Below are 20,600 nucleotides of genomic sequence, written 5' to 3'. Positions count from 1 at the left end.
ACTATCAATTAACCCCTGCCACCGCGCCTGCTGCCGCCGCCAAAGTTCCCACGGTCGCCCCCGCTCCGCCCACCTTGCGGACGGCTTCCGGCAAATTTTTGCAACCTCAGCGTAAAGCTGAGCATAAAATACCTGCCCAGCCGGTTAGTGCGGGTGTCAATAACCTGGTTGCCGGATACCGTGCGGCTTATGCCTTTATTTTCATCAAAAATATCAAAAGCCTGGAAACGGATGGCGGCTATGTGCTTAGCCAAAAACTGGTATTCAACATAGCTGCTCAGCAGGGTAGGGTTGGCCTTTACCGTGCTACTGAAACCGTGATTAATGGTTTGAGTGAGGTTATAGCCCAATACCCAGCTGTAAAAAAAGAAATTGCGGCCATCAAGTCCCAATGTCCAGGTCTGGGCATCGGTGTTGAGGGATGAAGGCAGGCTGTAACGCGTGGTGTTGATGCTGTAATTGGCGCTCACTTCGCTGTCCATAATGCTGTCCAGGTCGAACCTGATTTTGGCGCCCTGGTTAAACACCCAGTTTTTGCCCTCGTTACGCTGGTTTTCGATATAGGAGATGTTGTTGCTATAGCTTGCGCCGCCGTTTAACGATACGGTGTATTTACGCTCGGCAAAAGGTTTTGAAAACGAGTAGTTACCGTTTACGTTGTAAAAGCCGTTGGTGTTGATGTAACGGGTTGCCTGTATGGTGTTATTGCCCTTGGTTAAAGTACTATCTGTAACAGGCGAAGAGTTGGTTACAATTTTATCCTGTGTTTCAGCAAATGATAAACTGGTGAACAGTGAGTTGCCGCTGGCAATATCAAACTGGTTGTACCTGATATTGAAGCTGTTGGTAAACTCCGGTTTTAAATTGGGGTTGCCATACACCCGGTTTTGCGGGTTCGAATAATCGGGCTGTATTTGCAGTTGGGCGAACGAGGGCTGAGCGTTGGAGCCGCTGTAATTGAATGAAAATGAATGGTTTTTTGAAAAGTTATAAATAAACCTGGCGGTAGGGATAATATTAAAAGTGTTGGTAGTAGTATGGAAATTATGCGATTCGCCATCAAGCTTGGATGGCTGCACGGCAAGGCCCAAGGTATAATTATACTTAGGCTGCGCACCCCGAAGATTTAAGCCGATGCGGTTAGTAATAAACTGGTAGTTATACAAAGTGCTTAAAGAATCTACATAGGTTTGATTGCCCGTTAGCGGATCAACCCGGTAATTATACCGGTTATTATCGGTATTTGAATAGTTGTAGGCGTAATTGGTTTCGAGATAGGTTGTTTTACCAACCGGTTCGATGTACGAAAAACGCAACCCAACCCGGTTTGATTGATTATCTGAATTGATTTGCTGAAATAAATTAGTTGTTGATGTATCCTGATGGGTGGTATACTGGTCATTTAGCTCCTGGGTGTTTTTTGAGTGACTTACATTGACGTTTACGCTAAAATTGCGGCCTTTTTTATGAAACTTATGGTTGTATAATACATTGAGGCTTTCCGAGTTCGAATTGTTGTTGGTTAAGGCCAGCTCGTTGCCGGTTACCAGTGTTTCGTTACGCCTGTTGCTGAATGCATCGGTGCTTGTATTTTCGGCAGTAGCGTAGGAGACGCCCGGGTTGATTTTAATATAGTTGGAGGTATCTATTTTGTATTCGATATTAAAATCAAACCGGTGGTTAATGCCATGGTTATAATTGGTGCTGTTATCGGTGTTGATAATACTGCCCGATTGATAAAGGTTTTGCTGTACGGTGGTGCTGTTAATGTCCCTGTCTTTATCGGCAAAACTATAGCTGCCATACACCGTTACTTTTTTGCTCCAGTCATCACGATAGTTTGTTCCTATCGACCGGTTGGTGGTAATGCCGTTGGCGGTACTTGTGCCGCCCGCGCTTCCGCCACCGCCCCGGCCTGCGCGCCCGCCGCCTCCTCCGCTGCTGCCCAGGTTAAACGAGTTGGTGTTGTTGTTATTCCAGGTACCGATGAGCGAGAGTTGCCTGGCATCATAAAATGAATTAGCCGAAAGACGGGCCTGGTACCTGTCGTCGTTACCAACGCCAACGCTGCCCTGGCCAAAGTTGCCCTTGTTTTTACCTTTTTGTATGGTAATGTTCAGAATCTTGTCCGGATCGCCGGTTTTTATGCCGGTAAGGTTGGCCTGGTCGCCGTAATCGTCAATTACCTGTATGTTTTCAACAATATCGGCAGGGAGGTTTTGGGTAGCGGTTTGCACATCACCGGTGAAATAGTCCTTGCCGTTTACGCGTACCTTGGTAACCTGTTTGCCATGGGCGGTTACATTTCCGTCTTTGTCAACAGTAACGCCAGGTAGTTTTTTTAACAGGTCTTCAACCGGCGAACCTTCACGTACCTTGTAGGCGGAGGCCTTATATTCAACCGTATCTTCTTTAATGGTGATGGGGATCACTGCCGATACCACCACCGTGTTGAGCATATTGGTTTGTACGTTTATCTTAATAGGATCGAGCCTGATCGGTTTGGTGTCATTATCCATTACATATTTCCTGCTTAGCGCCTGATAGCCAATGCCGCTTACAGTGATCTTAAAGCTCCTGGAAACTACCGAAGGGAAAAAGAACGCCCCACCGGTGGTAGTTGCTACCACTATACTGTCTTTGTCCGAGGTAAGTTTTACGGTAAGGCCGGGAACCGCGCCGACACTGTCAACAACAGTCCCGTGAACTTCACGGGCTTGTTGTGCATACGCTGCCTGTAAAATAAGAAATGAAAGAAGCGTTACGAGTAAGTGTTTTTTCATAGTTTAGGGTCAATTTAGGGTATTGAACTTTAAAGTTTAACTAAGGTTTAGTGATTTGCCCCTATGTAATACTAATGTTGCAGTAATTGGTGAGTGTGGAAGCCCGGACTTCCGACTTTCCACCTCATCCAAATAAAAATTCATAATATATAACATGACTTCTATTCCCGACACTTCCAACTATAAAACGGTTGGCTTTTCGCAAACTACCATTACCGAGTTGATGATTCCTTCTTACTCTAACTTTGGCGGTAAAATACATGGCGGCATCCTGCTTTCGCTGATGGACAAAGTAGCCTACGTTTGCGCGGCCAAGCATGCTAACAACTATTGCGTAACAGCATCGATAGATACGGTTGATTTTTTGCACCCGGTTGAAGTAGGAGAGCTGGTATCATTGCTGGCTTCGGTAAATTATGTGGGTAACACCTCGTTGGTAGTGGGGATCAGGGTGATATCGGAAAATATCAAAAATAATTCAGTTAAGCACACCAATACCAGCTATTTCACCATGGTAGCCAGGGATGAAAATAATAAACCTGCTAAAGTACCGGGCTTGATTCTTGAAAACCGAGACCAGGTACGCCGGTTTATAGAGGCCCGCCGCCGTAAAGAAATAAAGCAAAGCTACATGCAGGAGGTGCAACAAATAGAGGTGCCCGATAATTACCAGCATTGCATTGAATTGTTGCGCGGCGAACGCTGTCTGGTGGCAGGATAGATATCTTTGAATATCAACTTTTTATTACATTGCAGTCCTGATTATAATTAACTGTTTGACAAATGAGGTGGTATGCCGCACTGATATTGCTCATTTTGATGCCGCATAGCGCTGCGCATGCCCTTTTTTTTCATAACGAGCGCCCCGGCCAAAATATAGCTGTCACAACTAAAACCGTCGATAGCCTTAATAAACTTGCCGAAGAAACCTATCTTAGCGCGCCCTATGAAGCCAGGGCATTGGCCGAGCGGGCGCTTTTGCTGTCTGAAAAAATAAAATACCAGGAAGGTACGGGATATGCCTTTTTAAATCTGGGGCATGTGTACTGGTCGCAGTCTTATTATCCCATCAGCTTATTTTATTTCAACTCTGCGTTAGGTTACCTGTCAAAAAATAAGCCGCTTGCCCTCGCTATGTGCTATAGTTCTATAGGCCGTGTTTATATCGATTTGCAAAACTATGCAACAGCCTTAAAAAACCTTGACATTGCCGGCCGATACGCGGGCACTGATCAGGCCATGCTTTCGGAGGTTTACAACGAACGGTCGTTCCTGTATCTTAAACTTAAGCAATTTGATAAGGGTATAGCCGATGCCAGGCTGGCCATGCAGCTAAGCACTGCCATTAATGACAAGCCTGCCCTGTGCATATTATACAGCAGACTGGCAAATGCCTTCAGGTTAAAAAAACAGTACGGGCGGGCTCTTGCCTGTTCAGATACCGCCCTCCACATGAGTTACGCCGTTAACAACAGGCGGTTAAGGGCAATATCATTTATTGAACGCGCCAAAATTTTCAATGCTTTAAACCGGTACGACGAAGCCATTGCTTTGGCTCAAAAGGGCGTGGCCTTATCTGATAGCATCGGCATTATGGATGGAATCTCATCGGCCTATAATGTAATGGCTTACAGTTTTGAGCAAAAAAACAACCTGAAACAGTCGTTGGTTTACCAGAAGCTTTATACCGGCGCGCTTGATAGCGTTGATAGTGTTAACAAGCGTAACAACACCAGGCTGATACAAAGTTACTTCGAGCTTAATAATCGTTTAAACAACATCGCTACTGTTGAACGTAGCGCCAGAACTTACCGGGAAAAACTTCATTCGCAAAGAGCAATTATTATTACACTAATTGTGTCGTTGCTTTTTGTTATCGCAGCCCTGTCAGCTACTTATCGTCAATATAAGTTAAAACGAATTTTACTTGAACAGATGCACGGGCAGCAGGAAGCTTTGCTTAGTCAGAAAGAGCTGATTGAGGCGCAATCGGTAAACCTTACCAATCTTAATAATTTAAAAGATAAGTTGCTGGCTGTGATAGGGCATGATCTGCGTACGCCCCTGGCTAATTTAAATGCCATACTGTACTTGTATAATACCGACGATGCGCTGAGCCCCGCCGAGATTGGCGACCTGATGAAGAAAATTGAACCGGTAGTGAAAGGAGCCGAATTAACACTGGCCAACCTGCTTGAATGGGCCGGTAACCAGATCAAAGGCATTCATGTTGAGCCCTCGGCGGTTAATATCAGCTGCACAGGTAATGAAATGTTGCGGATGTTTGATTACCAGCTAACGCAAAAAAGTATAAAGTTTAAAAACGCTGCGCATCCGCAATTTTTTGTAAATGCAGATGAAAAGCATGTTAAAGTAATACTGAGTAACCTGATAAGCAATGCCATTAAATTTACCAATAACAATGGTGTGATTACACTTTCTGCCCAGGTAGAAGGGGAGAACCTTGTGGTAAGCGTAGCGGATACGGGCCGTGGAATTCCGGACGAAAAATTAAGTACGCTTTTTAAACCTGATAGCCGCAGGCATATTGCCACCGGCACATTGGGCGAAAAGGGTACCGGGATCGGTTTGTTTTTATGCCGGGAACTGGTTGAGTTTAATGGCGGTAGATTATGGGTAAGTTCGGAAATAAATAAAGGAAGTACGTTTAGTTTTAGCCTGCCACTGGCAGATGCAGAGGGAGCAGCCGTTGCATAAGTACAGCTGCATTTGTGGTATCGGTAACTGTAGCGGGGGGGGATTTTGCGCAGCAACTTTATTTAAAGTAATGTTGTTTTTGTAATTACTTATAAAGTAATTTAATTGTACTGAAAAAAATTTAAATCTCTCGTGGGGTAATTTAAAAGTATTTGTTCCGTTTATACATTTAAGTAGTTATAGTTTTTACTATATTGTGACAAAATCAACGGAAATAAATCCACTTATAAATTAATCTCCCCACCATTAATGGCTTTTTTAAACACAGTGCTCCAACCACCTGCGTATGGTTGGACTGATGAACTGGGCAACTTATCTAAACCCACCAACAAACAAATTATCGCTGAATTTTTTAAACGACTTAATGTTTTCAAGGACAAAAAGAACTGGTTATCGTTTTTAAGCTGGATTTTGGTGCTGGCCTTGGTGCCTTTTTTGGGGCTTTTTATATTTAAATATTTCAGTATTAGCGGGCTTATTGTAGCCTTTATTTACAGCATGATCATTATGGGCACCCATGGTACCATCTGGCATCACAGATACTGCACGCACGGCGCTTATACCTTTAAAAATAATTTCTGGCGGTTTTTTACGCAAAATCTAACCCTTAAAATTATTCCGGAGGAGATTTACGCGGTATCGCACCACGTGCATCACGCGTTATCTGATCAGCCCGGCGATCCGTACAACGCGCAAGGCGGTTTTATGTATTGTTTCCTGGCTGATGTAAACCACCAGCCTATAGCGCGCGGTATGAACGAAGCCAGCTATGCTAAATGTGTTAATTTAATGAAGCATACCGGCGTAAAGGTAAACACCTATAAACAATACCAAAAGTGGGGAACCCTCGCCAACCCGGCCCGTACCATTATCGGGATAGTGTTAAACTGGGGTTTTTGGTTTGGGGCATTTTACCTGATAGGAGGTTTGGCGCTGGCATGCGCCGTATTCGGTTCGGCAGGCATCTGGGCCGTAGGTGTGCGTACTTTTAATTACGAAGGGCATGGTAAAGGTAAAGACATGCGCCGCGAAGGTATTGATCATAATCGTGAGGATATGTCAATAAACCAGCTTTGGCCGGGTTACGTAGCCGGCGAGTGGCATAATAATCATCATTTGTATCCCAAAAGCGCCCGTTCTGGGTTTAAGCCTTATCAGTTTGATCTGGCCTGGTGCTATATTAAAATGATGAGTGTTTTGGGTGCCGTTAGCTCTTACCGCGATTCCAAAGCCGAATTTTTGAAAGTTTATTGCAGCCCTGTTCCTGTTGTGTTGCCTGGTGCGGTACCTGTTACCGAACTTTAATTTCAGCTGAACAGGTTGGTTTAAAATATATTGAAAAGCTGTAGCAGAATAATCGCTATGGCTTTTTTAGTGTAAAACTGGTGCGCTGGGTAAAATACTGTGTGTTTTTTATAAAATATACCTTTAACCTGCTGTTGTGTTGTACATCAAACCGTTTTTGTGCATTATATTTGCCCACTGATCACCTTTTGCAATTGAATCATTTATGATTAAGCTTTTTATAGTGGGTTTTCCGCGGGATATGGAAGAGATTGAGCTTGTTGAGCTATTTAGCGCCTACGGTACGGTAAACTCCGTTCGCATTATTACCGACAAGGACAGCGGGATAAGTAAAGGGTACGGGTTTTTGGAAATGAGTGATGAAGCCGGTGCCCAGCGCGCCATCGACGCGATGAACGGCGCTACCATAGACGACCGTGAGATCAGCGTACGCATAGCCGAACTTAAACACCAGCCACAGGCAAGGCAGCAGCAATTTGCCAAACCTAAACCGGCTTTTAATAAAGTAAAGCCGCAGGGTTATAACAAGCCTCGTTATCCGCAGCGCGATAACAATGCCCGCCAGGAATTTGAGCCTGCCGCGCCCGTTAGGGCAAAGCGCCCGCGCAGGCAGCAGCCTTAATTTTTACACTCTTAACCGTACAGTACGTTTGTTAAAAACTGGTTCCTGAATTTCCCGTCGGGATCAAATTCATCCACCATCGCCTTAAATGCCTCCATTTTTTCGTAGCGGGAAGCTAATGTTTTGGCGGGTATTGTAAATATTTTGCCCCAGTGCGGCCGCGCGTTAAACGGCGCGAGTTCCTTCTCAATTTGAGGCAGTAATTGCATTACGGCTTTGGTTTCCTGTTTCCAGGTAAAATGTATCGCTACAGATTTTTGATGGTACGCGGGGCTCATCCACAGCTCGTCGGCGGCTACGGTGCGGATCTCTGAAATAAATAAATGCGGACCGATTTGCCTGCCTAACCTCGAAACAGCTTCTATCGCTTCAACGGCATGGTTAAAGGGTACAAAAAACTCCGATTGCAATTCCTTGCCGCTGCTTGGCGTAAAGCCCATTTTAAAATGCGGAAGGCGTTCGTGCCACGGCCCTGCAACGCCCATTTGCTCGGTACAGTTTTCGGCGGAGATGCCCATAATAGGGTGCAGGTTCCCAGTGGCCGCTTTCGCTCCATAAAACTCTTGAAGGTTTTCGATTTCGCCTGAACCGACCCGGCTCTTGATCCAAACTTCGTTAATGCTGTCGGCCTGCCAGTCGGTAAATAAACTTACACTGTAAGCGGCAGATACAATCGCCTCAAAATGCTGTTTTAACCGGCTCATGGGCAGGTGGGTAAAAACATGCTGTTTCATCATAAAAGTGGGCTCAACCTGCAGCGTTACTTTGGTAATTACGCCTAAAGCCCCTAAGCCCACCGCCGCGGCGTTAAACTGCCCGTTGTTTTTTGATGCGGATAATTGCACTATACTTCCATCGGCTTTCACAAGCTCCAGCCCGGTAACCGCGCTCGATAAATTCCCGTTTTTAATCCCTGAACCATGGGTGCCTGTAGCTATGGAGCCTGCCACGGAGATATGCGGCAGCGAAGCGAGGTTATGCAAGGCAAAACCTTCCTGGTGCAGGTATGGGGCAAGTTCGCCGTATTTAATACCACCTTCAACGGTTACTGTTCGGTTTTGCTTATCCAATGATAAGATCTTATTCAAATCGCGGCTGGAAATCAGGTTGTCCTTACTATCGGCAATAGGGTTAAAACAATGCCTTGTACCTAACACTTTTATTTTACGATGCTTTTTAACCAGTTGCTGTACCTCCTCAACCGTTTGCGGATAAAATATGTTCGCGGTACTGAAAGCTAAATTACCCGACCAGTTTTGCAGCCCTGGTTGCTGTGCCCATGGTTCGGAGGAAGATGATAGGGGAGTTGTCATTTAAAGTAGCACTTGATTGATGAAAGTTTTTCTTATCAAAGCCAAGTTACTTAATAATTAACCGCAAAAGCAAAGGCTTTTTTATTGAACTGATAAGAACATGTAATAGTTGAAAGTTTTTGTGTTTTTTTAATAAGTAAAATTTAGATTTTTAATTTTTTTATAAACTTTTGTGTATTTTGCTAACAAAATGCGGCGGTTATTGCAGATTTTTTGTTGATGATTGCTTATTGCTGCGTTTTTAATAAATTGACTTCAAGTAATTTTAATCATTGGTGAAACAACTACACGCGGCATTCATTCCTGGAATTGACACGGCCGAAAATTTATCCGGACTATCAGCAGCACTCGATCTGTCCGGGAAGCATGCCATAAATAATTTATTGTGGACAAAGAGCGGTTACCGCCCTGAGGTTAATTTCGTCATCGGATATACAGAACAAGGCATCGCGCTGAAGTATTTTGTAAAGGAACAACATACCGCGGCTGTTTATACCACCGCTAACGCCCCCGTTTATAAAGATAGCTGTGTAGAGTTTTTTATCGGTTTTGATACCGACGGCAGTTATTATAACCTTGAATTTAACGCGCTTGGTACCGCGCTTGTTGGTTATGGCATAAACAGGCATAACAGGGAAGAGATCCCCCGCGCGAAAGTTGAAAAGATCAAAGCGCTAAGCAACATGAGTTTGGCCGATGGTGACGCCACGCTTAACAGCTGGGAGCTTACTTTATTGATCCCGTTCGAGGTTTTTATTCATCATCACCTGACCACACTGAAGCAGCGCGGGTGCCGGGTTAACTTTTTTAAGTGCGGCGACGACCTGCCAGAACCTCATTTTTTAAGCTGGAATAACATTCCAACCGCCGATCCTGATTTTCATTTACCGCAATTTTTTGGTACGCTGCTATTTGATTGAACAAAATAATCCCCTAATTAAACTATATACTATGGCCCAAACAGCAAGTTCAGTTATTGATTCGCCGGTAAAAAAATCGGCGATAAACCCGATAGTAATTATCGGGGCGTTATTTTTCATTTTCGGTTTTGTAACCTGGATGAACGGAACCCTTATTCCTTACTTAAAGATAGCCTGCGAGCTCACTACCAAGGAAGCCTATTTTGTAACCACCGCTTTTTACATCGCCTACGTGGTGATGGGTATTCCGGCAGGTAAAACCATCAAAAAATTCGGTTTTAAAAACGGAATGGCCATCGGCCCGTTTGTAATGGCCATAGGCGCGCTTATATTTATCCCCGCAGCGGTAACGCGTACCTACAGCATATTTTTAATAGGTTTATTTGTGCAGGGAACAGGGCTAACGGTATTACAAACGGCATCAAACCCCTATATTACCATTTTAGGCCCTGCCGAAACCGCCGCCAAACGAATCAGTATAATGGGCATCTGTAACAAAGTTGCAGGCGCCTTAGCCCCGGTAATTTTAGGTACTGTGGTACTTGACAATATTGACGCGATAACCGATAAGCTGAAAACACTGAATGCCACAGAAAAAACGCTCGAATAAAACCAACTGGCATCAAGGGTAATACTTCCTTACGGCATTATGGTTGTGTTTTTAGTGTTACTGGCCGTTCTGATTTATTTTTCTTCACTACCCGAAATCAATACCGAGCATGAAGATGAAACCTTTGCCGCGGCCAATACCAACAAAACAAGTATTGTGCAGTTCCCGCACCTGATGCTTGGCGTGGCCACGCTGTTTGTATACGTTGGCGCCAAAGTTATAGCCGGCGACTCCATTTCACTTTATGGCACGTCTCAGCATATCCCTCTGTTAACCGCTAGGTTTTTTACATCGTGTACCCTCGTATCTATGATAGTTGGCTATTTGTTTGGGGTTTTCTGTATCCCTAAAATTATCACGCAGCAAAAAGCGCTGATTGCTTCGGCAATATTGGGTGTTGTTTTAACCATCGCTACTTTACTAACTCACGGTTACGCCTCGGTATTTTGTATCGCTTTGTTAGGCCTTGCCAATCCGTTAATGTGGCCTGCTATCTGGCCGCTGGCATTGGCCGGTTTGGGCAGGTTTACCAAAATAGCTTCGTCATTGCTGGTAATGGGTATTGCAGGTGGTGCTGTGCTGCCGCCGTTATACGATTACTTCTCAGAAAAATTCTCGGCGCAATCAGCCTATATCATGCTGATACCCATATACCTTTTTATCCTTTATTTCTCAACACTGGGTTACAAAGCCGGTAAAACGGCAGTTGCCAAAAACTGAGTGTAACCAATAAATATATAACACGTAAAACAGCCGGTCAAACAACAATTGACCGGCTGTTTTGCGTTGTGTGGGTTGTATGTGCTTGTTAAATAATGGATTATGATCAGCTATATTTCGTTTTTTTAATGTTGATATCCTGAAATATAGTTATAAATTTATTGTTAATTTCTATTTAAGCTATTGAAAGTTAGTGTTTTGCAATTTTGGTTTGATAATTGATGCTAAAGTGACAGAATGAACAGCGTTTATCATCAAATTAGTTGGTAGCCTTTATAAACTAATTGATAGTTTTTGTGTTAATAACTTAAAAATCAGCGTCATGAAAAGCTTAAAAACCTGCAAAAAAATGAATCGTACATTAACCAAATGGGTAATAGATCTGCATGGAAAGGGCTATACAGACGATTTTTTGCAGTTAAATAGCCAGCGCCTCCGCTGCCTGCAAAACAGCGAAGATTTTCCGATCACTGATCTTGATATCAAGGTGATTCACCAGGGTTTTGATCAGCTTACCAAAACCTATAAATACATCCACACTATCGAAACCATGGATGGCGCTAAAGGGCTGTTGGTGGTTGAAGATGTTTGCCCAAACTATTTGCCCAATTAGGTTTTGGCCCCCATCGTCGTTTTCCAGTATAGTTGTTGGTTTACATTGCGGATATGACTACCCTGGTTGTATTGCATCAATCTGTTATAATCTGTTTTGATGTGGCAGGACAGGGGCGTGTTTTCCACTAATCTGCGAATCCAAATTACTTATGCCAGTTACCAGCCGGATGTTTAGCAGTGGTAGGTTGCTTGTTGTCTGGTTTTGAATAGTTTACGTTGCGAAATTCCATGCGCGTTTTAGTAAATCGCCGATATATAGTAACCTGGTGTTCGATTTGTTTTAGTTAAAGTTTTGTTAAACAACGTATTAAGTATATGGCATAAAGCCTGTATACGTTAGTAGTAAAAGCTAAAACATTTAAAAGCTACCACTATGGAAATGTGCATTTTTTTATTTACGCGTGTTATACTGCTGGGCTGCCTCGCGGTATTGATCTACATCATGATTCCAAATTACGCGGGGCAAAACGATGATGGCTGGGAGTAAGGTGCCTTCTTTTATTAGTGATTTTAATTAACTAATACTAAAACCATAAATAGGTTTTATTGGTTAATGTATTTACCAATCATAAATATAAGTATGGAAAATACCAACAAAATCTCCTGGACTAACGGTAACCTTATCAACACCAGCGAAAACTATGAGGTTGAATATTGGGCGAACAAATTTGGTGTGCGCCCCGAAAGGCTGAAAACAGCGGTTAGGGCGGTAGGTAATTCTACAGCTGCGGTAGCCAAGTTTTTAAGTAACAAATAAAACACCTGTTTTATGAGCCTGGATAAATATGTAGAAAAACGGGATTTTAGCAAAACTGAGGAACCGAAAGCGGGGAGGAGCAAGGATAAAAACCACCTGATGTTTGTTGTGCAGAAGCACAATGCCTCCCGGCTTCATTACGATTTCCGGCTTGAGATGGATGGCGTACTTAAAAGCTGGGCTATACCTAAAGGCCCTTCTACCGATCCTAAAACCAAGCGCCTGGCCGTGATGGTTGAAGACCATCCATTTGATTACCGCAACTTTGAAGGCATTATACCCGAAGGTGAGTACGGCGGCGGTACGGTGATAGTTTGGGATGAAGGCACTTATGAGCCTATTGAAGAAATTAAAGGTAAAAAAGCGCAGGAAAAACACCTGCTTAAACAACTCGAATCAGGCTCGCTCAAAATTAAACTTCATGGCGAAAAACTGGAGGGCGAGTATGCCCTGGTGAAAACCCATGGCATGGGCGAAAACGGCTGGCTGCTTATTAAGCATAAAGATGAGTTCGCATCAGAAAACGATATCACCAAAAAAGATAAATCCGTTCTTTCGGGCAAAACCATCGAAAAGATGGAGAAAACCAGCGAAAAAGTTTGGCAGCATGGCCACGAGGAAGAGATAGAAAAACCCGGAAAATCATCGGCCAAAGCAAAAGCGCTTGCCGAACCTGTTGAAAAACTATCTGCAAATGTAGATACCGATGAGCAGGAAAGCTTTGATGTGGAGGCGTTAATAAAAAAAGCGCCCAAAGGTAAGGTACCCCGCAATATTAAACCGATGAAGGCTACGTTGGTTGATGAACCTTTTGACGATCCGGATTGGGTTTATGAAATAAAATGGGATGGATACAGGGCCATCGCCATTATTGATGATCAGGACAACGCTGAGCTCATTTCGCGTAATAACCTCCCTTTTGATAAGTATTATCCTATTAATAAAATATTGAAAGGCTGGAAGCTTAACGCGGTGATTGACGGAGAAATATTGGTGCTGAATAATAAAGGGATTTCTGATTTCGGAGCTTTGCAAAATTGGCGGAGCGAGGCAGATGGTAACCTTGTGTATTATGTTTTTGACATCCTTTGGTACGAAGGCAAAAATCTTACCGGGTTACCCTTAAAGCAACGCCAGGCAATATTAAAAAAAGTATTGCCAACTTCCGACGACCGTGTTCGCCAGAGCGAAGCATTTAACGCCAATGGTATCGAGTTTTTTAACGCTGCTGAAAAGATAGGCCTGGAAGGGATCATTGCTAAAAAAGCAAGCAGCTTTTACACGTCCGATCTCCGCTCTAAAGAATGGTTGAAAATTAAAGTTCACCGCAGACAGGAGGTGATCATAGCCGGTTTTACCAAAAACGCCGGTACTTCAAAAGCTTTCAGCGCGCTGATACTTGCTCTGTATAACGACAAGGGCAAACTGCAGTACGTAGGCAAGGTTGGCACCGGCTTTTCGGATAAGTTACAAAAGGAAATGATGGTAGCTTTTAAACCCCTCATTACCGATAAAAGTCCATTTGATATTGAGCCTGATGTAGACAAACCTTCACGTTTCAGGCCGCAGCGAATGGGGGCGAAACCAACCTGGCTTAAACCCGAATTGGTGGCTGAGGTAGCCTTTGCCGAGGTAACAAGCGACGGTGTATTCAGGCAGGCCTCGTTTAAAGGCTTGCGCACCGACAAAAATGCCAAAGACGTAATATTGGAAACCCCAAAACCTACCACCGAAACCGTGGAGAAAACCGAAGCCGAAAATAAGAATAAGCACACCAAGGTCATTAAACCGGTGAAGGATACCGACCGCAAAACACTACTCAACCCCAAAGACGAAACCCAGGTTAGAAAAATATGCGGCCATGAACTGAAATTTACCCACTTAAGTAAAGTTTACTGGCCCGAAGATCAGGTTACCAAGCGTGATATGTTCAATTACTACTACCAGGTAGCAGAATATATTTTGCCTTATTTGAAAGACAGGCCGATGTCGCTCAATCGCTTTCCGAATGGCATTCATGGCTCAAGCTTTTACCAAAAAGATGTGAAAGGCAAGGCGCCCGATTGGATCACCAAAACTTTTCCTTACACAACAAGCGATGGCGAGCATAAGAAGTACCTGGTAGGATCAGACGAATCATACCTGCTTTGGATGGCTTCTTTAGGCTGTATTGAAATGAACCCGTGGTTTAGCCGCGTACAATCTCCGGATAACCCGGATTATTGCGTGATTGATCTTGACCCTGATAAAAATACGTTCGACCAGGTAATTGAGGCGGCGAGGGAAGTGAAAAAGGTATTGGATGCCATCGATGTGCCGTCCTGCTGCAAAACTTCCGGCTCAACAGGGATGCATATTTACATCCCGCTGGGCGCTCAATATGATTATGAACAATCGCAGATGTTTGCACGCCTGATCGTTAATATCGTACATAAACAAATACCGGATTATACCAGCCTGGAACGTATGATAGCCAACCGTAAAGGCAAAATGTATCTCGACTTTCTGCAGAACCGTCCCGGCGCTACCATTGCCGGTCCGTATTCATTAAGACCAAAACCCGGCGCTACAGTTTCGATGCCCCTGCATTGGGATGAGGTAAAGCCGGGCCTTACCATGAACGACTTTACCATTTTTAACTCGATTGATCGCCTTAAGGAAACAGGCGATCTGTTTAAAGGCGTTTTAGGTGATGGGATAGATCTGGAAAAAACGCTTAAAAAAGCGAAGGGTATTTTTTAATAACACAGCGACCTGTCAGGATTAAAAGCCGTAATATCATGCCGGATTTGTTACGGAATCCTACTTTAACCAATAGGTTAATTGATCGAGTAATGCCGCGATAAACCCGGTATGAGGATCATTGATGTTTCTTTCTGTTTGCTGATTGAATTATGAAGTCAGATCAATATCAGCAGCGGATAAAATAACACCATGATGCGCGTTTACTACGCCATTGGCATAACCATTCTGATCAATAAACATTTTTTCGTTCTCAATCAGGAAGTGGGCATCGTTCACGGTAAAATTACCTTTAACGGAAACTACATGGTCCGGGTGCTGCGCATGGATCTCGTTTAATATATGGCTTGATAAACCATGGTATTCATGTGAGTTAAGCTGGTAAATGTCCAGCACGGGTTCATCATTGTCAGGCTCAAACACTTTTATTCGTCCGGCAGAGACATCCGTCCTGATATTGGCGCCGTTGATATTATTATTGGCCGATATTTTGATCTCGTTACCTGCCTTACTTGTAATATGAGCATCGATGGTGAGTACGCGGTTTTTGCTCTCATCATGAAATGATAAAATCTTTAAAAATTCAATATGAGTGAGCCCATCGCTGTAATTAAGCGTGTTGTTTTCGCTTAAAAATATGGTTGTCCCAAAAATGAATGCATGTTTCATAACCGGTATGGTTTAATGGTTAACTGATGTAGTTACAATTATTAAAACCATAAAATGTTTCAGTTATTGTTGTTTACACAAAGTTCTTTTACAATCTATCCAGTTTAAAATAACCGAGGTTTATAGCGTCTTCGGGTAAATTACTATTTGGAACAAGCGCAATGCGGAAGCTTTCTTTTTGCGAGGGACTGAGAATATCTTCCACCAGGTAAATATCATCCACATCAACCCCGTATTTGTCGTCGATGTGCGCGTTGGCACCGGCAAAATGATTGTGCTTAAAAAAGTGAGTTGCTTTGGCCGCTTTAGATGCCGAAGCAAAATCTTGCTGTACGGTAAGTACTATGTGGTGCTGCTCTTCAAACCTGTTGGGCTGGTAGCCGCCTAAATTAATGAAAAAAAGCTTGTTGGTCTGACCAATATCATTATCGCGGGGTACGATATTTACCTCATACCCGTCAACTTTATTAACCTCGCGCCAGGCATCAATATGGATTTTCTGCGGCCCGGGCCAAAAGGAATGAATCTGTGGTACCAGGTCGCGGAGGCTTGCCGCTATCCCGAAGAAAATATCGTGTTGTTCGGTATGTCGGCCCGGCGGTTTGCAGCCCAGCATCAGCATAAATAGTTTCAGATTCTCCATCAGCTAAAGGTATTACATGCCTCAACCTTAAACAAAGCCTTTTGTCAACCAACTATCACATTGCTGTAAATTGATAACTTTGTTCATCTCCCCATGCATTTTTTTACGTTAGTTATCCTGAATACATCTGGTATTGATAAATAAAACCATAAATGAAAAAGATAATTTGTTTAGTGATCGTGCTATCGGCGGTCGTTGTTAATTCGTTTGCATCGGCCCCGCCAAAAAAGGTTTTGGATACGGCCACTTTTGCTACCGGTTGTTTCTGGTGCACCGAGGCTAAGTTTCAGCAGTTAAAGGGTGTAGAGAAGGTTATTTCCGGCTTTTCCGGGGGGCATGTGGCCAACCCTTCATACGAACTGGTTTGCACCGGTACCACCGGTCATGCCGAGGCTTGTAATATTATTTATGATCCGGCAATCATCTCGTATGATGAATTGCTCGCCGCTTTTTTTGTTGCGCATGATCCTACCCAACTAAACAGGCAGGGTAATGATGTAGGCACGCAATACCGCTCGGCCATATTTTACCATAACAACGCGCAAAAACAAAAAGCGCAGTATTATATCAGCAAGCTGAATGCCGAAAAGGCTTATAAAAACCCGATAGTAACCCAGGTGGTACCTTACAAAGCTTTTTATAAAGCCGAAGATTACCATCAAAACTATTTTAACCAAAACGGCGAACAGCCGTATTGTAAATACGTGATCCAGCCGGAGTTAGAGAAATTTAAAAAAGTATTTAAAAATAAACTGAAGCAATAATGAAAGGGATATATGTATTAGCGGCTTTATTGCTCTGCTATAGCGGTGCCTTCGCGCAGCAACTGAAAACTGAAAAAGGCCATGAAAACAACCCGTATTATTCCACTACAGATACCCGGCATTTAAACGTATCAAACGCCGAATGGAAAAAGATACTGTCGCCGGCGTTATATGCCACCGCGAGGGAGGTGGCTACCGAACGTGCCTTTACCGGGCAATATTGGGATAAAACAACCAGGGGCACTTACTACTGTGCCGTATGCGGTAATAAACTGTTCCGATCGGATGCCAAATTTGCCAGCGATTGCGGCTGGCCAAGCTTTTTCGAGCCGGTGCGTAAAAACAGCGTGATTTATAAACAGGACAACTCATACGGGATGAGCCGTACCGAGGTGCTTTGCGCCCGTTGCGATTCGCATCTGGGGCATATATTTGATGACGGTCCGCCGCCAACCTATAAACGTTTTTGCATGAATTCCGTGTCGCTTGATTTTGTGCCCGATGGCTTTGCCAAATAAGCGTTAACGTACCATAATGGTATCATAAAAGTCACATTTAAGTAAATGTGGCTTTTGTTTTTTAAGTACTGAAACAAGTGTGCTTAACTTGCGTTGTTCACTCATTAATACCACCACCTATGGAACTGCAAAGCCTGAAAAATATAGCGAAGCAACTGATGGCCGGCAACAAAGGCCTTTTGGCGATGGACGAAAGTACATCAACCTGTAACAAGCGTTTCCAGGCGCTTGATATTCCGCAAACCGAAGAGTACCGCCGTAAATACCGGGAGCTGATCGTGACCACGCCCAGGTTGGAAGAAGCTATAAGCGGGGCTATTTTGTTTGATGAAACCATCAGGCAAAGTACAGCCGACGGTAAGTTATTTATTGAGACACTGAAAGAAAAAGGTATTGTACCCGGTATAAAGGTAGATGAAGGAGCGATAGATATGGACGGCTTTCCGGACGAGAAGATAACCGAAGGGCTTGATAATTTACATAAACGCCTTACCGAATACTACGCGTTAGGCGCCCGTTTTGCCAAATGGCGTGCGGTGATCACCATTGGTAATAATACGCCTACCAGCGGCAACATTAAAGCCAACGCTTTTTTACTGGCCCGCTATGCTATTATTTGCCAGGAAATTGGCATGGTGCCCATTGTTGAGCCGGAGGTGTTGATGGATGGCAACCATTCGCTTAAAACCTGTGCGGAAGTTACTACCGAGGTGTTGCACACGGTATTCAACCAACTTTATCAGCAAAGGGTGAGTTTTGAGGGCATGATATTAAAACCCAATATGATTGTGCCCGGTCTGCAATCGCCACAGCAGGATAACGCGGATGCCGTGGCAGACGCCACCATCAATTGTTTTTTAAGGTGCGTACCCGCTTCAGTACCGGGTATCGCCTTTTTATCCGGCGGACAGTCGCCTGAACTGGCCTCTGAAAGGCTGAACGCCATGCACGTACGTTTTAAAGATAAAATGCCATGGGCGCTAACTTTTTCGTATTCAAGGGCGGTTCAGCAACCTTGTTTGGAGAAATGGGGTGGAAGGGACGAAAATATTGCCGAAGCTCAGCGCCTTTTATATGAGCGGGCGCACATCAATACCCTCGCGCGCGAAGGGAAATATACAGCCGAGCTGGAGCAACAAGAGATTTAAAACGATAAGCCGCCTTGTTTGGGCGGCTTATTATTTTATTACAGGTAACTGTTATGGTACTGGCATTGACTGTTTACTTGTCCAGTCCGCCGCGTCGCGTAGCTTTTACCTGAGCAGGCCACTTAATGCCTTCAGTTTTGGTATTCACCGTTTTAGCAGGATCCTCACTTGCCATATAAGCTAAAATGGCCGCTAAAATGGCGTTGTTTTTCAAATCATCAAACACCACCTTATCATAGGTATCCCGGTTGGTATGCCAGGTGTACGATCCGTACGACCAGTTGAGCGAGCTTAAAGAAAAGCCCGGTGCGCCCACGGCCACAAACGAAGCAAAGTCTGATCCGCCGCCACCCGGTTGGCCCGGAAATACGGTTTTAATCCTGTTTTTTATAGTATCAGGTACAGCACTCAACCAACGGGTTAAATAATCCTTAGCCTCCACAAAGCCTTGCCCTGTCAAGTTAACCACGCGGCCTGTACCATTATCCTGGTTAAACAAGGCCTGCAGGTTTGCAACAATTTCAGGATGATCTTCAACAAACGCGCGCGAGCCGTTCAGGCCTTCTTCTTCACTGCCCCAATGGCCAACCAAAATGGTGCGTTTTGGGTGCGGGTAAAACTTTTTCAATAAACGCATCGCCTCCATCATGGTCAGCGTACCTGTACCATTGTCCGTAGCGCCGGTACCGCCATCCCACGAATCGAAGTGGGCGCTCAGCATTACATATTCATTAGGTTTTTCAGAACCTTTTATCTCGGCAATGGTGTTAAAGGTTGGTACAACACCCAATTCTTTTGATTCGCAGTGTATGCTGATTACCGGTTTATCGCCGTTTTCAACCAGGCGGTACAGCATGCCGTAATCCTCTAAAGCGATGTCCACAGTAGGAACTTTTTTAGTATATGCCGAAAAGATCTTGTCAACCCCAAAGCCAGCCGACCAGTTATTGGTTAAAATGCCAACGGCACCTGCATTTTCCAGCGCTACCGGCAATGTACGTGTGGTAAAGCCCGTTTTAGTGATCCGTTTTTTCCATGCATCCGTTTGAGCGGAGCGCTCAGCTTTCATTTTATCAAACGATTCTTTCAAGGCAAACTCCTGCCAGTTATAATCAGGCCTGCCCGTTGGCTGGCACATGGAGATCATTACAAACTTACCTTTTATATTGGGCAGCCATTGCTGAAATGCAACAGAATCGGCCACATCCGGCAGGATCACAATTTCGGCTGTGGCAGTTTTTTTGCTCATACCCGGGCTCCAGGCCAGTTGCGTACCTTCCAGCGATTTTACCCTCGGCGATACCATATCAATATGCGATACGCCGCGTTCCCAGCCGCGCCATTCGCCCCATTTTTCGTTTTTGGCCTCAATATCCCAGCTTTTGTATTTGGCCACGGCCCAGTCGTTGGCCTGTTTCATTTGCGGAGTGCCTACCAAACGCGGGCCAATACCGTCAAAAAGTTCATGAGCCAGCTTTTCAAGTTGCGAATTGCCGGTTTCTTCATTCATGATATTGTTAATAACCGGGTTGTTGGATTGGGCCGAGGCTATGCTGCCGCAAAGCAACATGCCTAAAACAAACGGCCTTGCCTTGCTGACAAGGCTGCAGGTAGGAGCGTAAAATTGTTTCATAAAGCCTAAGGTAATAAAAAGTGCATTTTGTAGCTTATTTATCCCTGTTGATAGCTATAAGTAACATAATTATTGCATTGTTCCTGATAAGTGATTACTTTGGGGCCTTTAAAACCGATT

19 protein-coding genes are annotated in these 20,600 nt (G+C 44.2%); 13 read left to right on the top strand and 6 right to left on the bottom strand.

What is annotated here, in order from left to right:
• Window positions 1-8: 8 nt before the first annotated feature.
• Window positions 9-2,783: a TonB-dependent receptor gene (locus tag LX99_RS14725; RefSeq protein ID WP_109608576.1), complete on the bottom strand. Its 2,775-nt coding sequence runs from the start codon at window positions 2,781-2,783 to the stop codon at window positions 9-11.
• Between the two features lie 154 nt (window positions 2,784-2,937).
• On the opposite strand from LX99_RS14725, the gene LX99_RS14720 reads away from it, so the two are divergent.
• The 4 genes from LX99_RS14720 to LX99_RS14705 all read left to right on the top strand — a co-directional run bounded on the left by LX99_RS14720 (window position 2,938) and on the right by LX99_RS14705 (window position 7,428).
• Entirely contained in the window at window positions 2,938-3,504 is a 567-nt protein-coding gene (locus tag LX99_RS14720; RefSeq protein WP_022830934.1) for an acyl-CoA thioesterase, read from the top strand.
• Window positions 3,505-3,566: 62 nt separating this feature from the next.
• Window positions 3,567-5,501, top strand: coding sequence for an ATP-binding protein (locus LX99_RS14715; RefSeq protein ID WP_109608575.1), 1,935 nt, complete (start codon window positions 3,567-3,569; stop codon window positions 5,499-5,501).
• Window positions 5,502-5,768: 267 nt separating this feature from the next.
• Window positions 5,769-6,806, top strand: coding sequence for a fatty acid desaturase (locus LX99_RS14710; protein ID WP_245927928.1), 1,038 nt, complete (start codon window positions 5,769-5,771; stop codon window positions 6,804-6,806).
• A gap of 205 nt (window positions 6,807-7,011) precedes the next feature.
• Window positions 7,012-7,428, top strand: coding sequence for an RNA recognition motif domain-containing protein (locus tag LX99_RS14705; RefSeq protein WP_022830938.1), 417 nt, complete (start codon window positions 7,012-7,014; stop codon window positions 7,426-7,428).
• Window positions 7,429-7,439: 11 nt separating this feature from the next.
• Here LX99_RS14705 and LX99_RS14700 read toward each other — a convergent pair whose 3' ends face one another.
• Window positions 7,440-8,741: an FAD-binding protein gene (locus tag LX99_RS14700; protein ID WP_109608573.1), complete on the bottom strand. Its 1,302-nt coding sequence runs from the start codon at window positions 8,739-8,741 to the stop codon at window positions 7,440-7,442.
• Between the two features lie 275 nt (window positions 8,742-9,016).
• On the opposite strand from LX99_RS14700, the gene LX99_RS14695 reads away from it, so the two are divergent.
• The 4 genes from LX99_RS14695 to LX99_RS14685 all read left to right on the top strand — a co-directional run bounded on the left by LX99_RS14695 (window position 9,017) and on the right by LX99_RS14685 (window position 11,604).
• The gene (locus LX99_RS14695) at window positions 9,017-9,661 is read left to right on the top strand and encodes a carbohydrate-binding family 9-like protein (RefSeq protein ID WP_170122708.1); all 645 of its coding nucleotides are present in this window, start codon (window positions 9,017-9,019) and stop codon (window positions 9,659-9,661) included.
• Window positions 9,662-9,692: 31 nt separating this feature from the next.
• The gene (locus tag LX99_RS26385) at window positions 9,693-10,271 is read left to right on the top strand and encodes an MFS transporter (RefSeq protein WP_342769426.1); all 579 of its coding nucleotides are present in this window, start codon (window positions 9,693-9,695) and stop codon (window positions 10,269-10,271) included.
• A gap of 39 nt (window positions 10,272-10,310) precedes the next feature.
• On the top strand, window positions 10,311-10,991 hold the full coding sequence (locus LX99_RS26380) for an MFS transporter (protein WP_342769425.1): 681 nt from the start codon (window positions 10,311-10,313) through the stop codon (window positions 10,989-10,991).
• Window positions 10,992-11,340: 349 nt separating this feature from the next.
• Window positions 11,341-11,604: a hypothetical protein gene (locus LX99_RS14685; RefSeq protein WP_146203132.1), complete on the top strand. Its 264-nt coding sequence runs from the start codon at window positions 11,341-11,343 to the stop codon at window positions 11,602-11,604.
• Here the strand turns inward: LX99_RS14685 and LX99_RS26265 are convergent.
• Window positions 11,601-11,732: a hypothetical protein gene (locus tag LX99_RS26265; protein ID WP_281270963.1), complete on the bottom strand. Its 132-nt coding sequence runs from the start codon at window positions 11,730-11,732 to the stop codon at window positions 11,601-11,603. The two genes, LX99_RS14685 and LX99_RS26265, sit on opposite strands and share 4 nt — an antisense overlap.
• Before the next feature lie 454 nt (window positions 11,733-12,186).
• On the opposite strand from LX99_RS26265, the gene LX99_RS14680 reads away from it, so the two are divergent.
• The gene (locus LX99_RS14680; RefSeq protein ID WP_022830944.1) at window positions 12,187-12,363 is read left to right on the top strand and encodes a DUF3606 domain-containing protein; all 177 of its coding nucleotides are present in this window, start codon (window positions 12,187-12,189) and stop codon (window positions 12,361-12,363) included.
• Window positions 12,364-12,375: 12 nt separating this feature from the next.
• Window positions 12,376-15,105, top strand: a complete 2,730-nt coding sequence (gene ligD, locus LX99_RS14675; RefSeq protein ID WP_109608571.1) for a DNA ligase D — start codon at window positions 12,376-12,378, stop codon at window positions 15,103-15,105.
• A 150-nt stretch (window positions 15,106-15,255) separates the two neighbouring features.
• Here the strand turns inward: ligD and LX99_RS14670 are convergent, their stop codons facing one another.
• Window positions 15,256-15,774 carry a hypothetical protein gene (locus tag LX99_RS14670; RefSeq protein ID WP_109608570.1) on the bottom strand — a complete coding sequence of 173 codons (519 nt, stop codon included), beginning with the start codon at window positions 15,772-15,774 and terminating at the stop codon, window positions 15,256-15,258.
• A gap of 88 nt (window positions 15,775-15,862) precedes the next feature.
• Window positions 15,863-16,417 carry a DUF1543 domain-containing protein gene (locus LX99_RS14665; protein WP_109608569.1) on the bottom strand — a complete coding sequence of 185 codons (555 nt, stop codon included), beginning with the start codon at window positions 16,415-16,417 and terminating at the stop codon, window positions 15,863-15,865.
• 152 nt (window positions 16,418-16,569) lie between these two features.
• Here LX99_RS14665 and msrA point away from each other — a divergent pair, with 152 nt between their 5' ends.
• The 3 genes from msrA (at window position 16,570) to LX99_RS14650 (ending at window position 18,847) form a co-directional block, all read left to right on the top strand.
• Complete coding sequence (gene msrA / locus LX99_RS14660; protein ID WP_109608568.1) at window positions 16,570-17,181, top strand: peptide-methionine (S)-S-oxide reductase MsrA; 612 nt, start codon at window positions 16,570-16,572, stop codon at window positions 17,179-17,181.
• Window positions 17,181-17,699, top strand: a complete 519-nt coding sequence (gene msrB, locus LX99_RS14655; RefSeq protein WP_109608567.1) for a peptide-methionine (R)-S-oxide reductase MsrB — start codon at window positions 17,181-17,183, stop codon at window positions 17,697-17,699. The genes msrA and msrB overlap by 1 nt, the downstream gene beginning before the upstream one ends.
• A 119-nt stretch (window positions 17,700-17,818) precedes the next feature.
• The gene (locus LX99_RS14650) at window positions 17,819-18,847 is read left to right on the top strand and encodes a class I fructose-bisphosphate aldolase (RefSeq protein ID WP_109608566.1); all 1,029 of its coding nucleotides are present in this window, start codon (window positions 17,819-17,821) and stop codon (window positions 18,845-18,847) included.
• A gap of 73 nt (window positions 18,848-18,920) precedes the next feature.
• Here LX99_RS14650 and LX99_RS14645 read toward each other — a convergent pair whose 3' ends face one another.
• A complete protein-coding gene (locus LX99_RS14645; RefSeq protein ID WP_245927927.1) occupies window positions 18,921-20,480 on the bottom strand; it encodes a M20/M25/M40 family metallo-hydrolase in 1,560 nt (519 codons plus the stop codon).
• Between the last annotated feature and the right edge of the window lie 120 nt (window positions 20,481-20,600).

Source organism: Mucilaginibacter oryzae (assembly GCF_003148845.1).
GTDB classification, from domain to species: domain Bacteria; phylum Bacteroidota; class Bacteroidia; order Sphingobacteriales; family Sphingobacteriaceae; genus Mucilaginibacter; species Mucilaginibacter oryzae.
The sequence above is the reverse complement of the archived record's forward strand: the minus strand, read 5'-3'. Positions and strand labels throughout refer to the sequence as shown.